Annotated in this window: 12 protein-coding genes; 6 read left to right on the top strand and 6 right to left on the bottom strand. The window is 71.9% G+C overall.

Annotated features, from left to right (window positions below; genetic code table 11):
* Window positions 1-87: 87 nt before the first annotated feature.
* Window positions 88-537, top strand: a complete 450-nt coding sequence (locus tag AC0L6Y_RS09150) for an Rv3235 family protein (RefSeq protein ID WP_473551232.1) — start codon at window positions 88-90, stop codon at window positions 535-537.
* Here the strand turns inward: AC0L6Y_RS09150 and secA are convergent.
* The 6 genes from secA to mtrA all read right to left on the bottom strand — a co-directional run bounded on the left by secA (window position 534) and on the right by mtrA (window position 9055).
* Window positions 534-3353: a preprotein translocase subunit SecA gene (secA, locus tag AC0L6Y_RS09155; protein WP_473551235.1), complete on the bottom strand. Its 2820-nt coding sequence runs from the start codon at window positions 3351-3353 to the stop codon at window positions 534-536. The two genes, AC0L6Y_RS09150 and secA, sit on opposite strands and share 4 nt — an antisense overlap.
* 117 nt (window positions 3354-3470) lie before the next feature.
* Entirely contained in the window at window positions 3471-4148 is a 678-nt protein-coding gene (gene hpf / locus AC0L6Y_RS09160) for a ribosome hibernation-promoting factor, HPF/YfiA family (protein WP_473551238.1), read from the bottom strand.
* A gap of 153 nt (window positions 4149-4301) precedes the next feature.
* Window positions 4302-5018: a ComF family protein gene (locus tag AC0L6Y_RS09165; RefSeq protein ID WP_473551242.1), complete on the bottom strand. Its 717-nt coding sequence runs from the start codon at window positions 5016-5018 to the stop codon at window positions 4302-4304.
* 62 nt (window positions 5019-5080) lie between these two features.
* Window positions 5081-6751, bottom strand: coding sequence for an LpqB family beta-propeller domain-containing protein (locus tag AC0L6Y_RS09170; protein ID WP_473551246.1), 1671 nt, complete (start codon window positions 6749-6751; stop codon window positions 5081-5083).
* Window positions 6748-8364 carry an MtrAB system histidine kinase MtrB gene (gene mtrB / locus AC0L6Y_RS09175; protein WP_473551251.1) on the bottom strand — a complete coding sequence of 539 codons (1617 nt, stop codon included), beginning with the start codon at window positions 8362-8364 and terminating at the stop codon, window positions 6748-6750. Before mtrB ends, AC0L6Y_RS09170 begins: the two co-directional genes overlap by 4 nt.
* A 10-nt stretch (window positions 8365-8374) precedes the next feature.
* On the bottom strand, window positions 8375-9055 hold the full coding sequence (mtrA, locus tag AC0L6Y_RS09180) for an MtrAB system response regulator MtrA (protein WP_473551256.1): 681 nt from the start codon (window positions 9053-9055) through the stop codon (window positions 8375-8377).
* A gap of 134 nt (window positions 9056-9189) precedes the next feature.
* Between mtrA and AC0L6Y_RS09185 the strand changes: the two genes are divergently transcribed.
* From AC0L6Y_RS09185 to AC0L6Y_RS09205, 5 genes are read left to right on the top strand one after another with little or no spacing between them, the layout of a single operon-like run.
* Complete coding sequence (locus AC0L6Y_RS09185; protein WP_473551260.1) at window positions 9190-10374, top strand: DUF7847 domain-containing protein; 1185 nt, start codon at window positions 9190-9192, stop codon at window positions 10372-10374.
* A gap of 21 nt (window positions 10375-10395) precedes the next feature.
* Complete coding sequence (locus AC0L6Y_RS09190; protein ID WP_473551263.1) at window positions 10396-11043, top strand: DUF4129 domain-containing protein; 648 nt, start codon at window positions 10396-10398, stop codon at window positions 11041-11043.
* Complete coding sequence (locus AC0L6Y_RS09195; protein ID WP_473551267.1) at window positions 11040-12248, top strand: DUF4350 domain-containing protein; 1209 nt, start codon at window positions 11040-11042, stop codon at window positions 12246-12248. Before AC0L6Y_RS09190 ends, AC0L6Y_RS09195 begins: the two co-directional genes overlap by 4 nt.
* Window positions 12249-12297: 49 nt before the next feature.
* Window positions 12298-13257 carry an AAA family ATPase gene (locus tag AC0L6Y_RS09200; protein ID WP_473551272.1) on the top strand — a complete coding sequence of 320 codons (960 nt, stop codon included), beginning with the start codon at window positions 12298-12300 and terminating at the stop codon, window positions 13255-13257.
* Between the two features lie 6 nt (window positions 13258-13263).
* Window positions 13264-14577, top strand: a complete 1314-nt coding sequence (locus AC0L6Y_RS09205) for a DUF58 domain-containing protein (protein ID WP_473551275.1) — start codon at window positions 13264-13266, stop codon at window positions 14575-14577.
* Window positions 14578-14606: the final 29 nt, after the last annotated feature.

The raw sequence follows: 14606 nt of genomic DNA on the forward strand, positions 1-14606 counted from the left end.
TAGACACGGCGACGGGTGCGTGATTGAGTGTGCCTACCCCCGGATGGGGGTCAACTCCTGCTCCGATCCCCCGGGGAGTCACCGACGATGAGCGATGTCGCGACCGATCACCTGCCCTCCGACGCAGCCTCCCGCGCCGCGCGCTTGCGATTCGATCCCGAGGACTTCTTCGGCCGTCAGCCCACGCCGACCACGGCGCTTCCGGACCCCGCCCCGCTGCTGGAGAACCTGACGCGCTGCGTCGTCGAGATCCTCGCGGGCGCCCGCGAACTCGAGCAGATCGCCCGGTGGGTGACCGACGACGTCTACCGCCACCTGCTGAAGCGCGTCGTGCTCTCCACGCGGGCACGCCAGGCGCGCGGCGAGACCGTGGTGCGGCCCACCTTCGCCATCGGCACCACCCGCATCTGCGAGCCGCGCGACGGCGTCATCGAAGCCACCGTGATCGTGCGCGGACGCGCGCGCACGCGCGCCGTGGCGATCCGGCTCGAAGGCCTGGACCACCGCTGGCGCGCGAGCGCCATCCACGTGCTCTAGCGGCGCTTGTCCTGTGCTCGTCGCTGGGCGCGGTTGAGGGGCGCCTCGGCGCCCTTGCCGTCGTCGGTGCGCTGCCCGAACGCCCCGCGCGCGGCGGGGGTCGCGGGGGCCGCCTGCTGCGGCGCCTGCGGCGGACGCGCCGGCTGCGCGGACGCCGCCTGCTGCCGCTGCGCACGCGCCGTGGCGGCCTGCTGCAGCTGTCCGCGCTGGTTGCGCACCTCGACCTCGCCATCGGCGGTCGGCGCGGAGTACTGAAGCCCCTGCGCCGGAGCCGCCTGACCTCCCAGCCCCTTCGCGGCGACGCGCGCCGTTCCGTCGGCGGAGGTCACCTCGACCTCGAGGTTGAACAGGAACCCGACCGTCTCCTCGCGGATCTGGCCCATCATGTTCTGGTACAGCGAGAAGCCTTCGCGCTGGTACTCGACGAGCGGATCGCGCTGGGCCATCGCCCGCAGGCCGATTCCGTCCTTCAGGTAGTCCATCTCGTAGAGGTGGTCGCGCCAGCGGCGGTCGATGACGCTCAGCACCACGCGGCGCTCCAGTTCGCGCATCGCGGGTGACCCGAGCTGCTCCTCGCGGCGCTGGTAGGCGAGGGTCGCATCCGACATGATCTCGGCGCGGAGGTCCTTGACGCTCAGGCGGCCCTTGCTGCCGGCCTCGCTCAGAACCTCGTCGATCGTGATCGACACCGGGTAGAGCGTCTTGAGCTCCGTCCACAGCGCCTCGAGATCCCAGTCGTCGCTCGTGCCCTCGACGGTGTACTCGTCGATGACCTCGTCGAGCACCGTGCTGAGGAAGCTCTGCACGCGCTCGTGCAGGTCGTCACCCTCGAGAATGTGCCGGCGGTCGGCGTAGATCGCCTCGCGCTGCCGGTTCAGGACGTCGTCGTACTTGAGGACGTTCTTGCGGATCTCGGCGTTGCGGCTCTCGACCTGCGACTGCGCGGAGCGGATCGCGCGCGACACGGTCTTCGACTCGATGGCGGTGCCCTTGGGCGCGCGCGCCATGAGCGCCTCGGCCGCGCCCGCGTTGAACAGGCGCATCAGGTCGTCCTGCAGCGACAGGTAGAAGCGGCTCTCGCCGGGGTCTCCCTGACGGCCGGAGCGGCCGCGCAGCTGGTTGTCGATGCGGCGCGACTCGTGGCGCTCGGTGCCGAGCACGTACAGCCCGCCCGCCTCGCGCACCTTCTCCGCCTCGGACTCGACCTCGTCGCGGACCGTCTCGAAGACGGCATCCCACTCGGCCTCGTACTCCTCGGGGGTGTCGATCGGGCTCAGGCCCTTGTCGTGCATCCGCGCGACGGCGATGTGCTCCGCGTTGCCGCCGAGCATGATGTCGGTACCGCGACCGGCCATGTTGGTGGCGACGGTGACCGCGCCGAGCCGTCCGGCCTGCGCGATGATCGAGGCCTCACGCGCGTGGTTCTTCGCGTTGAGCACCTCGTGCTTGACGCCGCGCTTGGCGAGCAGGCGCGAAAGGTACTCGCTCTTCTCGACGCTGGTCGTTCCCACCAGCACCGGCTGGCCGGCGCGGTGGCGCTCGACGATGTCCTCGACGACCTGGTCGAACTTGTCGGTCTCGCTCGCGTAGACCAGGTCCGCCTGGTCCTTGCGGATCATCGGACGGTTGGTCTCGATCGCGACGACGCCGAGCTTGTAGGTCGCCATGAACTCGGCGGCCTCGGTCTCGGCGGTACCGGTCATGCCGGAGAGCTTCGAGTAGAGCCGGAAGTAGTTCTGCAGCGTGACGGTCGCGAGGGTCTGGTTCTCGGCCTTGACCTGCACGCCCTCCTTCGCCTCGATCGCCTGGTGGATGCCCTCGTTGTAGCGACGCCCGACCAGGATGCGGCCGGTGTGCTCGTCGACGATGAGCACCTCGCCGTTCATCACGACGTAGTCCTTGTCGCGCTTGAACAGGGCCCGGGCCTTGATCGAGTTGTTGAGGAACGAGATGAGGGGGGTGTTGGCCGACTCGTACAGGTTGTCGATGCCGAGGTAGTCCTCGACCTTCTCGATGCCCGACTCGAGCACGCCGACGGTGCGCTTCTTCTCGTCGACCTCGTAGTCCTCGCCCTCGACCAGCCGCTTGGCGATGTTCGCGAACTCGCCGAACCAGCGGTTGGCCTCGCCCGAGGCCTGACCCGAGATGATGAGCGGCGTGCGCGCCTCGTCGATGAGGATCGAGTCGACCTCGTCGACGATCGCGAAGTGGTGGCCGCGCTGGACCATGTCGCTCGCCTGCCACGCCATGTTGTCGCGCAGGTAGTCGAATCCGAATTCGTTGTTGGTGCCGTACGTGACGTCGGCCGCGTACTGCTCGCGACGCTGCTCCGGCGTCTGACCGCTCAGGATGCATCCGGTCGTCATGCCGAGGGCGCGGAAGATGCGCCCCATGATCTCGGACTGGTAGCTGGCCAGGTAGTCGTTGACCGTGATGATGTGCACGCCGCGCGAGGTGATCGCGTTGAGGTAGGCGGGCAGCACCGCGGTGAGCGTCTTGCCCTCACCGGTCTTCATCTCGGCGATGTTGCCGAGGTGGAGCGCCGCACCACCCTGCACCTGCACGTCGAAGGGACGGAAGCCCAGCGTGCGCTTCGCCGCCTCACGGACGGCGGCGAACGCCTCCGGGAGCAGATCGTCGAGCGACTCGCCGTCGGAGTAGCGCTCGCGCAGCTCCGCCGTCTCGTTGCGGAGCTCGTCGTCCGTCAACTCGGCGAACGCCTCCTCGAGGTGGTTGACCGCCTCGGCGTAGTTCTTGAGGCGACGCAGCGTGCGCCCCTCACCGACGCGGAGAACTCTCTCCAGCACATTTGCCACGGATGACTCCACTCCTCGTGCGGGGCACGACGGCGCCCGCCGTTACCAGCGCGTAACTCTAGCAATGGTAGTGCGGCGGGCGCCTGAGGCTCGGCTGTGTGCGGAGCGGCGGAAAACCTACCGCCGTCGCGCCCGCGCCTTCGCCAGCTCATCGGTGCTGTCGGACTCCTCGTCGAGGGCGATCACGCCGTAGTCCCAGCCGGTGCGCCGGTAGACGACACTTGCGCGGTCGGTCTCGGCGTCGATGAAGAGGAAGAAGTCGTGCCCGACCAGCTCCATGCGGTCCAGCGCGTCGGCGGAGGTCATCCGCTCGGCGGGGAAGACCTTGCGGCGGATGACCACCGGGCTCCAGTCCTCGGCCTCCTCCGGCTCGACCGTCGGGATGGCGCCGGTCGCCACGCGCTCGAGCGTCGCCACGCTGGCGGGCACCACGTCGCCGACCCGGCCGGCGCTCATCGCCTCCTGGAACGACGGCGGGCGGTGCTGGCCGCGGTGGACCTTCTTGCGGTCCTTGGCCTGGCGGATGCGCTCGACGAGCTTGTCGAACGCGAGGTCGAAGGCCGCGTACTTGTCGGCGGCGGCGGCCTCGGCCCGCACCAGCGGACCCGGGCCGATCAGGGTGAGCTCCACACGATCATCGCCCGACTGGCCCCGCGATTCGTGGTGGCGGACCAGCTTGATCTCGAGGGCGAGGGCTCGCTCGGCGAGCTTCTCGATCTTCTCGGACTTCTCCGTCGCGTAGTCCTCGAATCGATCGGGAACGTCGACTCCGCGGCCGGTGATCGTGATGTCCATGGGACCCTCCAGTCAGTTGTCACTCGGGTCGCACGGACTCGTGCGACCCGTTAAGACCGGGGCACCAGGGGGAGCCCCGTGTCTTGCTTGGCGCTTCTCCCGTCAGGCGTTTGAGCGCCTTTGGCCCCACCGTAGTCCCGTGCGCGCGGGTTGTCACGAGGGACTCGGTGGGAGTTCGGTGGGCGTCTCCTTTCGATTCGGAATGCGCCGCGGCGTGGCTGCCACCACGGCCGCCGCGACCACGATCGCTCCCGCGCGCTCGAGCTCGCGCGCGGCCTCGCGCAGCGTCGCACCGGTGGTCACGACGTCGTCGAGGAGCACCACGCGGCGCCCTCGCGCCCGCCCGGTCGCGCGGAAGGCGCCGCGGGTGTTCTCGGCCCGCTCGCTCGCGCCGAACGACTTCTGGGTGCCGCGCCGGGCGTTCGGCACCGGCACGAGCAGGCGCTCCCCGCGCACCCCGACGGCCGCGGCGAGACGCTCCACCGGGCGGAACCCGCGCCGCCGCACCGCCCGTGCGCGGGAGGGAATCGGGCACAGCGCGAGCGCGTCGTCGCCGCCGCTCGCCCGTGCCAGCCGCAGCGCGCCCTCCAGCGCCGCCGCGAACGGCGGGGCGAGAGCGCGCGCCAGCCCGGGTCGGTCGCCGTCCTTGAACGCGAGGATGACGGCACGCAGCTCCCGCTCGTAGCGCGCCCCGGCGACGACCGGGAACTCGCCGGGCAGCACCAGGGTCTGCGGACGCAGCGCCTCGCGACAGTCCGGACACAGGTCGCGGTCGGGCAGGCCGCAGCCGGCGCACTCCACCGGCAGGACCAGCGCGACCGCGTCGAGCAGCACCTCACCGAGCCACGCCCCGCGGTGCCGTGCCGTCATGCCCCCAGTGTCCTCGCGCGGTCGAACGTCGGCGACGCCGCGCGGGGCAGGTGGGGAGACCGCTACTGCTGCGTCGCGAGGAAGGAGGCGCGCAGCCCCGTGTCGAGCCAGCTCGAATCTCCGCTCGGCCGATGCACGACGCCGTCGGCGTCGAGCACGCGGATGCCCTCCACCCCGTTGCCGCCGACGATCTGCTCGCCGTTCTCGAGCGCGCCGAGGCTCTCCAGGCGTCCGCCGAGGGTCGCCGTGGAGACCGTGGTGGACTGCCCCGAGCGCAGCAGCAGCGCGATCGTCGTGCCGTCGACCCAGCTCAGGTCAAGTAGCTCGCCCGCCCCGATCGAGACGAGCGTCGACTCGACGATCGCGATCGGGGCGCCGCTGGCATCCCGGACGATGCCGGCCACGACCAGTCGCGATCCGTCGTCCGTCGCGACCGCGAAGACCACGCGGGTGCCGTCGCGCGACACCGTCACGCCGATCACACGGCCCTCGATTCCGATGCCGATCGGCAGCGGGGTGCCGTCGGGCGAGACCGCGAACAGCTGCTCCAGCTGGTCTTCGGGCCCCGTCCAGATGTAGCCCCACGGGTCGATCGTGGGCGCGATGAGATCCGTCCCCGCGGCGGCGAGTTCGACCCCGTCGGCTGTCACACGGCTGACCCCCTCCGCGGTGAGCACGGCGACCGTCGACCGGTCGCGGCTCACGCTGGCGGCGGTCGCTCCGAGCGCGTCGATCGCGGTGCCGATCTCGTCCAGCGGCCGCACCTCCGACTCGCCGATCGAGCCGAATTCGCCCGCCAGCATCCCCACCGGAATGGGGTCCACCTGCAGGAAGCGGTCGGCGGTGCCGCCGACCTCGGAGATGTCGGCGGGGAAGCCCCCGGAGATGACGGCGGCGCTGTGCACATCGCTCAGCGAGCCGAGGCTCGCCGTGAGCTGCTGCAGAATGCGCCACTGGGTCGCGCTGGAGACCGCCAGGATGTCGGAGCTGAGGGTGACCGTGGCGGTGCCCGACTCGATGTCGACGCTCTCGAGGCGCTCCAGCCCGTTCGGGACGGCCGTGATCAGCACGCCGGATTCGAGCAGCGGCGACTGCCCGGCGATGAGCTCATCGACGATGCGGTTCGAGATGGTCCGCGACACCAGGAACCAGCGGAGCTCGGGAACCAGGAACTCGAAGTCGGGCGAGAAGTAGTACAGCTCGACCGGCTCGAACAGCAGGTCGAAGAACGTCGGCGACAGCACCGTCCCGTCGGGCGCCGCCGAGATCCGCCACTCGCCGTCCTCCTGCGTGAACTCGAAGCTCAGTTGGCGGCTCGACCCCGCGCCGGCGAGGTCGTAGTGCCCCGAGGAGTCGACCTCCGCGGTCACCTCGAGGCTCACCTGAAGCCCGGTCTCGGTCTCGGTCGGGACGACCGCCGAGGTGCTGACGAGCACACCGGCGTTCGGCCGCCACTCGGCCGCGAAGGCATCCGTCAGATACTCGGTGGCGACGGCGTAGCTGTTCTGCGGGCCGCGCCCGGCGCGCAGGAAGCCGATCAGGATCTCACGCGGGGTCGCGCCGACCGTCGGCCCTTCCGGCACCGGGAGCAGGGCCTCGGTGTCCCCCTCATCGGGAATCGCGACCGTGCTGACGCCGCTCGAATCGGGGATGCGGACGCATCCGCTGAGCACGCCGACGACGGCGAGCGCCGCGAGCGCGCGCCACCACCAGCGTGAACGGGTCCGGCTCACTTCGGCGCCTCCAGTCCATCGGTCGGTCGCAGCTCGACCGAGTCGTCCGGCGGAAGATCCAGCGGCGAGCCGAGCACGCGGTCGCCCGGGGTGCGCGGCAGCGTGAGGCGGAAGCAGGTGCCCTGCCCCGGTTCGCTCCACACCTCGAGGACGCCGTCGTGCAGCACCGCGTCCTCGAGCGAGATCGCGAGACCGAGGCCGGTGCCGCCGGTGCGTCGCTGCCGTGAGGGATCGGCGCGCCAGAAGCGATCGAAGACCCGGTCGAGCTGCTCCCCCTCCATGCCGACCCCGTAGTCGCGCACCGCGATGGCGATCGCGGTCGCGTCGCTGTCGACGTAGGCGACGATCGGCCGCCCCTCGCCGTGATCGATCGCATTGCCGAGCAGGTTCTGCAGGATGCGGCGGATGCGCCGCGCATCCACTTCGGCCTCGAAGTAGCCGCCGGGCGCGACCAGGCGGATGTCGCTGCCGTGCTCCGCTGCGAGCGGCGCCATCGCCTCGATCGCGTCCTCGACGAGGCGCACCAGGTTCGTCGGCTCGGTCTCCAGGGTGACCGCCCCCGCGTCGTAGCGGCTCATCTCGAGCAGATCGGCCAGCAGCACCTCGAACCGCTCCGTCTGCGCGTGCAGCAGCTCGGCGGTGCGGGCGGTCGCCGGCTCGAACGCGGCGCGCTTGTCGTAGAGCACGTCGCCAGCCAGCCGGATCGTCGTCAGCGGGGTGCGCAGCTCGTGCGAGACGTCGCTCACGAAGCGCTGCTGAAGTCGCGAGAGCTCGGCCAGCTGGCGGATCTGGCGCTGGAGGCTGTCGGCCATGCGGTTGAACGAGCGCGCCAGCGTCGCGAGCTCGTCCTGGCCGCGCTCCGGCAGCCGCTCCTCGAGCTGGCCGTCGGCGAGCTTCTCGCTGGTGGCGGCGGCGACGCGCACCGGCCCGACCACCAGCCGCACCACGAGGTAGCTCACCAGCCCGATGAGCACCACGAGGGCGATGCCGCCGACGACGAGGGTGAGCTGCACAAAGTCGAGCGTGCCCTGCACATCCGAGAGGTCGTAGACGATGTAGAGCTGGTACAGCCCGGCCTGCGGCACCGTGAGCAGGCTGCCGACGATGATGCCGGGCGCGGTGTCGTCGCCGACCCCGTCGGCGATCACGATCGACTGCCAGGAGAGCTGGGTGCCCGCCGAGGCGGTCGTGCTCTCGGCCAGCTCGGTCGAGACCAGCGTCTCGCTGAAGTTCGGGCTCTGCGCTCCCTCCAGCAGGACGGGACCCTCCTGGTCGGGCACCCGCAGGAAGGCGATCAGCGGGTCGGTCGAGACGGTGTTGCGCACGGCCAGGATCGCGGACTCCTGCGCGCCGACCAGGTCGCCGTCGCTCGTCGACTCCCCCGCCTGCGTGAACTCCTGCTGCGCCAGCAGCGTCGCGCGCCCCGCCTCATCCAGGAGCAGGTCGCGCCGCGACTCGAACAGGTTCGAGCGGACGCTCGCCGTGACGAACAGCCCGATGATGGTGACGGCCAGGGTCGACAGCGCCACCGTCAGGAAGATCGTGCGCAGCTGCAGGGAGCCGCGCCAGCGCCGCCCCAGTCGCTCGAGCCATTCGCGCCCGTCGAACCGCACGGAGGTCTGCCTAGCTCACGGCGCCCGCGCGGTAGCCGACGCCGCGAACGGTGGTGACGATGCGGGGGTTGTCGGGATCGTGTTCGACCTTGGCGCGCAGCCGCTGCACGTGCACGTTCACGAGCCGGGTGTCGGCCTTGTAGTGGTAGCCCCAGACCTGCTCGAGCAGCATCTCGCGCGTGAACACCTGCTGGGGCTTCGCGGCGAGCGCCAGCAGCAGCTGGAACTCGAGCGGCGTCAGCGACAGCTTCTCGTCGCCGCGGCGCACCTCGTGCGCGGCGACGTCGATCGTGAGGTCGCCGATCTCCACCGTCTCGCTCGTCGTCGGCAGCGTCGGACGCAGCCGGGTGCGGATGCGCGCGACGAGCTCCTTGGGGTTGAAGGGCTTCACGACGTAGTCGTCGGCGCCGCTCTCGAGGCCGACCACCACATCCGTCGGCTCGCCCTTCGCCGTGAGCATGATGATGGGCACGCCGCTCTCGGCGCGGATGCGCGAGCACACCTCGATGCCGTCGATGCCCGGCAGCATCAGGTCGAGCAGGACGAGGTCGGGGCGCAGCTCCTGGAAGCGGCTCAGCGCCGAGGTGCCGTCGGCCGCGAACGACGGCTCGAAGCCTTCGCCCCGCAGCACGATGCCGATCATCTCGGCAATCGCCGGGTCGTCGTCGACCACCAGGATGCGCGCGCTCATGAACCTCGCCGATTCCCAAGGCGACCCGGGATTTCGGATCGCGTTGAACTTTCGCTCCAGCGTAGTCGAGCGTGAGAACATGAACGTGAGTGTTGCCCGCATCAGCCGGGATTCTGCCCACGGGAGGGACCGCCGTGACCGACGACCATCAGTGGCATGCCCCGGACGCGCCGCGGGAGCCCGCGGCGTCGCCGTATCACGCGGCCCCCGGGCCGAGCGCCGCGAACGGCGCGACGCCGGCGGGGACTCCCGCGAGCGCGAACGGCTGGGCTCCGCCGCCGAAGCCGGGACTCGTGCCGCTGCGCCCGATGACCCTCGGCACGATTCTGGGCGCCTCGTTCCAGGTGCTGCGCCGCAACCCGAAGCCGACGCTCGGGCCGGCGCTGCTGATCTCGCTGGCGACCGTGCTCCTCACGCTGCTGGTGACCGGGGCGGTGACCGCGTGGTCGATCGGCCGCATCGAGTCGGCGCAGTCCGCGGCCGACCAGGACGCGCTGCTGGCGGGCGGCTTCGCCCTCGGCGCGGTCGGCGTGCTGCTCGCGGCGCTGCTCTCGATCGTCGGGACGGCCGTGCTGCAGGGCATCATCGTCGCGGAGGTCGCCCGCGCCACGCTCGGCGAGAAGCTCGGCTTCCGCGCCCTCTGGGCGCACCTGCGGGGTCGACTCGGCGCGCTCATCGGCTGGGCGTTCGTGCTGGCGGCGGCTCTCGCCGTCGCGATGCTGATCGTGATCCTCCTCATCGCGGGCCTGAGCCTGCTCGGCGAGGCGGGTGTCATCCTCAGCGTGCTGGTCGCCGTCTTCGCGATGCTCGGCGGAGCCGTTCTCGTCGCGTGGCTGTCGACGAAGCTGCTGTTCGTCCCGGCTGCCCTCGTGCTGGAGCGGCGCACCCTCGGCGCCGCGATCGGCCGGTCGTGGACGCTGATCCGAGGTTCGTTCTGGCGCGTGTTCGGCATCGTGCTGCTGGTCGCCGTCATGCTCTCGATCGCCGGTCAGGTCGTCACGACTCCGGTGAGTCTGCTGTTCGGACTGGGCACGGCGTTCCTCACCCCGTCCGGCATGGACGAGTCGGGCTTCATCGCGATGACCATCATCAGCTACCTCGTGCTGTTCCTGGTCTCGGCGGTCGTCGGCGCGATCACGCTCGTGGTGCAGACCGCGACCTCGTCGCTGCTCTACCTCGATCTGCGCTTCCGCACGGAAGGACTCGACCTCGAGCTGGCGCGGACGGTCGAGGCACGCCAGCGAGGCGAGAGCGTCGCGGACCCGTACGCCGCGCCCGCTGCGGGTTCGCCGTCGCCCGGCTCCCCGGCCGCGAGCTGAGGCATGCACCGACTGCGGGGCGTGTGGCCGAGGGAGGTCCCCGTCGATCCGGACGCGCCGGAAGCGCGCGACTGGCTGGTGCGCGAGCTCGCGAACCCCGAGTACGAGGCGGCGCGCCCGACCTGGTTCGACCTGCTCGCCCAGCGCGTGCTCGAGTGGTTCGAGTCGCTGCGCTTCACGCCCGGCGAGGGCGGCTTCCCGTGGTGGCTGGTGATCCTGCTCGGCATCGTGGTGCTGGTCGTGCTGGTGGCGTTCTGGATCTACGGGGCGCCTCGGCGGAACCGGCGCAGCGCCGCCGCGGAGTCGCTGTTCGGCGACGATGACACGCGAGATTCCGCCGCCCTCCGCCGCGCCGCCGAGCAGGCCGCCGCGCGGGGCGACTTCACCCTCGCCGTCACCGAGCTCTACAGGGCGCTCGCGCGCGGCCTGAGCGAGCGCACCCTGGTGTCGCTGTTTCCCGGCACCACGGCGCACGGCTTCGCCCGCGAGGCCGGGGTGGTGTTCCCCGCCGCGCGAGACCGCCTCGAGTCGAGCGCGAGCGACTTCGACGCGGTGCGCTACCTCGACGAGGCGGGCACGCATGCGCAGTGGGAGGCGCTGCGCGCGCTCGAAAGCGAGCTGCGCGCCACCCGTGTCGCCGCACCCGAGACGGCGGGGTCGAGCACGTGAGCGTCACCGCGGCACCGGAGGTGCTCACCCCCACACTTCGCGCCACGGGCGCGCGCGCCCGGTTCTGGATCATCGGCATCGCCCTGATCGTGCTGGTCGGCGTCGTGGCGCTCGCCACCGAACGCGGCGCCAGCACCGCGGCGAACTGGCTCGATCCGGACAGCGCCGCCCCGGACGGCACGCGGGCGCTGGTGGAGGTGCTGCGCGAGCAGGGCGTGGAGGTGCACGTCGCGACGAGCTTCAACCAGATGCGGCGCCTCGTCAACGCGGCCGCCAGCGCCACGGTGGTGCTGCACGATCGCGACGCCGTGCTCGATGAGGAACAGCGCGCGCGCTTTCTGCGCACCACCGCCCGGCTCGTCGTGCTCGAACCCGGACTCGCCGCCACCGCCGATCTCGCCCCCGCGGTCGGGCTGGCCGGCAATGCGCTCGACTCCGAGGAGCGACTGGCGGCCGACTGCTCCCTGCCGGCGGCTCAGCGCGCGGACGAGATCCGCGGCAGCGGATTCGGCTACCGCATCCTCGACGCGTCGAGCGGCGCCGTCGGATGCTTCGCGAATGAGGACGACATCGTCGCCGTCGTGGAGGTTCCCCACGAGGACCGCGGGCTCATCCTGCTGGGGGCGACCTCGCTGCTGACCAACGACGAGATCGCGCTCGCGGGCAACGCGGCCCTGGCCCTCAACCTGCTCGGCGAGGACGCCACGCTGGTCTGGTACGTGCCGGGGGTGGACGATCTGCGGGCGGGCGAGGAGCTCCCCTCGATCCTCGACCTCACGGCGACCTGGGTCACCCCGCTGGCGAGTCTGGCGCTGCTCGTCACGATCGCCGCGGGCATCTGGCGCGGCCGCCGGTTCGGCCCGCTGGTGCGCGAGCGCCTGCCGGTGATCGTGCGCTCGAGCGAGACGATGGAGGGGCGCGCCCGGCTGTACGAGCGCGCCAACGCGCGCCTGCACGCGCTGGATGCGCTGCGCATGGCGGCCCTGGGGCGCCTCGCCACGCGTGTCGGCCTGTCGCGCACCGCGAGCGTCGACGAGATCGTCGCCGCCGTCGCGGCCCTGACCGGCCGCAGCCGCTCCGAGCTCGGCGAACTGCTCGTCGGCGCGCTCCCGTACTCCGATGCCGAGCTGCTTCGGCTCTCCGACGAGCTGAGCCGCCTCGAGCACGACGTCGCCCGGGTCACCGGCGCCCCGCCGACGCGCTGACACCGGACCCACCGCCGCAAACGACCACGACCCCGAGAGAATGAGGACCATGACCGACTCCGCTCCGCTCCGCGACGCCTTCGCCCAGGTTCGAACCGAGGTCGGCAAGGCCGTCGTCGGTCAGGACGGCGCCGTCACCGGCATCCTGATCGCGCTTCTCGCGGGGGGCCACGTGCTCCTGGAGGGGGTGCCGGGAGTCGCCAAGACCCTGCTCGTGCGCACCCTCAGTCAGACCCTGAACCTGCAGACCCGACGCGTGCAGTTCACCCCGGACCTGATGCCGGGAGACATCACCGGCTCGGTCGTGTTCGACCCGAAGTCGGGCGAGTTCGAGTTCCGCGAGGGGCCGGTGTTCACCAACATCCTGCTCGCCGACGAGATCAACCGCACCCCGCCGAAGACGCAGTCGGCGCTGCTGGAGGCGATGGAGGAGCGCCAGGTCTCGACCGACGGCGTGACGCGGGCCCTGCCCGAGCCGTTCCTGGTGGCCGCCACCCAGAACCCGATCGAGTACGAGGGCACCTACACGCTGCCCGAGGCGCAGCTCGACCGGTTCCTGGTGAAGCTCGTGCTCGAGCTTCCCGAGCGCGACCACGAGACGGAGATGCTCGCGCGCCACGCCGCCGGGTTCAACCCGCGCGACCTCGACGCCGCGGGCGTGCGGCCGGTCCTGGACGCCGCCGGGCTCGCCGCCGCCCAGGCCGATGTGCGCACCGTCACGGTCGCCCCCGAGGTGCTCGGCTACGCCGTCGACCTGGCGCGCGCGACGCGCCAGAGCCCCTCGGTGCGGCTGGGGGTCAGCCCGCGCGGCACCACGGCGCTGCTCGCCGCCGCTCGCGCCTGGGCGTGGCTGACCGGCTCCAGCGGCGTGACGCCGGATCACATCCAGGCGATGGCGATCCCGGTGCTGCGCCACCGCATCCAGCTGCGACCCGAGGCCGAGCTGGAGGGCGTCGCCGCCGACTCCGTGCTGCGCTCGATCCTGCAGCAGGTCCAGGTTCCGATCTAGGCGCGCATGGCTCTCTCCGGATGGTTCGTCGCGCTCCTCGCGCTGGGAGCGGTTCCCACGATCGCGGTCGGGGGCCCCTGGGGCCTGCTCGGCTGGCTCACGCTCTGCGGCGCGCTCGCCGCCGTGGACCTGCTCGCGGCGGGGTCGCCGCGGGAGCTGCGGATCTCGCGCGAGACTCCCGCCCGCGTTCGACTCGGCGAGTCGGCCCCCTCGCGCCTGCTGATCGCCAACGAGGGCCGGCGCGCGGTCCACGGCGTCGTGCGCGATGCCTGGCAGCCCTCCGCGCGGGCTTCCCCCGCCCGCCAGCGGATCGTGCTCCCCGCCGGCGAGCGCCGCGCGCTGACGACGACGCTGACGCCGACCCGCCGCGGGGAGCGCCGTGCCGCGCACGTCACCGTCCGCGCGTTCGGGCCGCTGCGACTCGCCGCCCGCCAGGCCACGCTGGCGGCTCCCGGCGCGATCCGCGTTCTGCCGCCGTTCCACTCGCGTCGCCACCTTCCCTCGCGCCTCGCCCGGCTGCGCGAACTGGACGGTCGCACCAGCGTCATGCTGCGCGGGCAGGGCACCGAGTTCGACTCGCTGCGCGAATACGTGCGCGGCGACGACGTGCGCTCGATCGACTGGCGCGCGACGGCCCGGCGACGCGACCCCGCGGGCGGCGGGCTTCAGCTCGTGGTGCGCACCTGGCGTCCCGAGCGCGACCGCCGGGTCGTCATCGTGGTCGACTCCGGTCGCACCTCCGCGGCCCGGATCGACCGTGAGCCGCGCCTCGACACGGCGTTCGAGTCGAGCCTCCTGCTGGCCGCGCTGGCAAGCCGCGCGGGCGATCATGTCGACCTGGTCGTCTTCGACCGCCGCGTGCGCGGGCGGGTTCAGGGCGCGACGGGACCGGAGCTGCTGTCGCGCATGGTCGACGCGATGGCGCCGATCGAACCCGACCTGATCGAGACCGACTGGAGCGCCGTGCCCGGTCTGGTGCGGCACATCACCCCGCACCGCGCCCTGGTCGTGCTGCTCACCTCGATCGACACGCCGGGCTCCTCGCGAGCCCTGCTGTCGGCGCTCCCGCAGCTCACCCGCCACCACACCGTGCTGGTGGCCTCGGTCACCGACCCCGAGATCCAGGCGGCGACGGCGCAGCGTGGGAACCGAAGCGAGGTGTATCGCGCCGCGGCCGCCGAGCGCGCGCTGCTCGACGCCGCCCGGGTGGCCAGCGCCATCCGCCAATCGGGCGCCGAGGTCGTCACCTCGACCCCTGCCGAGTTGCCGCCGGCCGTCGCCGACCGCTACCTGGAGCTGAAGGCGGCGGGCCGACTCTGAGAGCCGGCCCGCCGTCCGCGGTGAGCCCG

Source organism: Pseudolysinimonas sp. 10J20-29 (assembly GCF_055809595.1).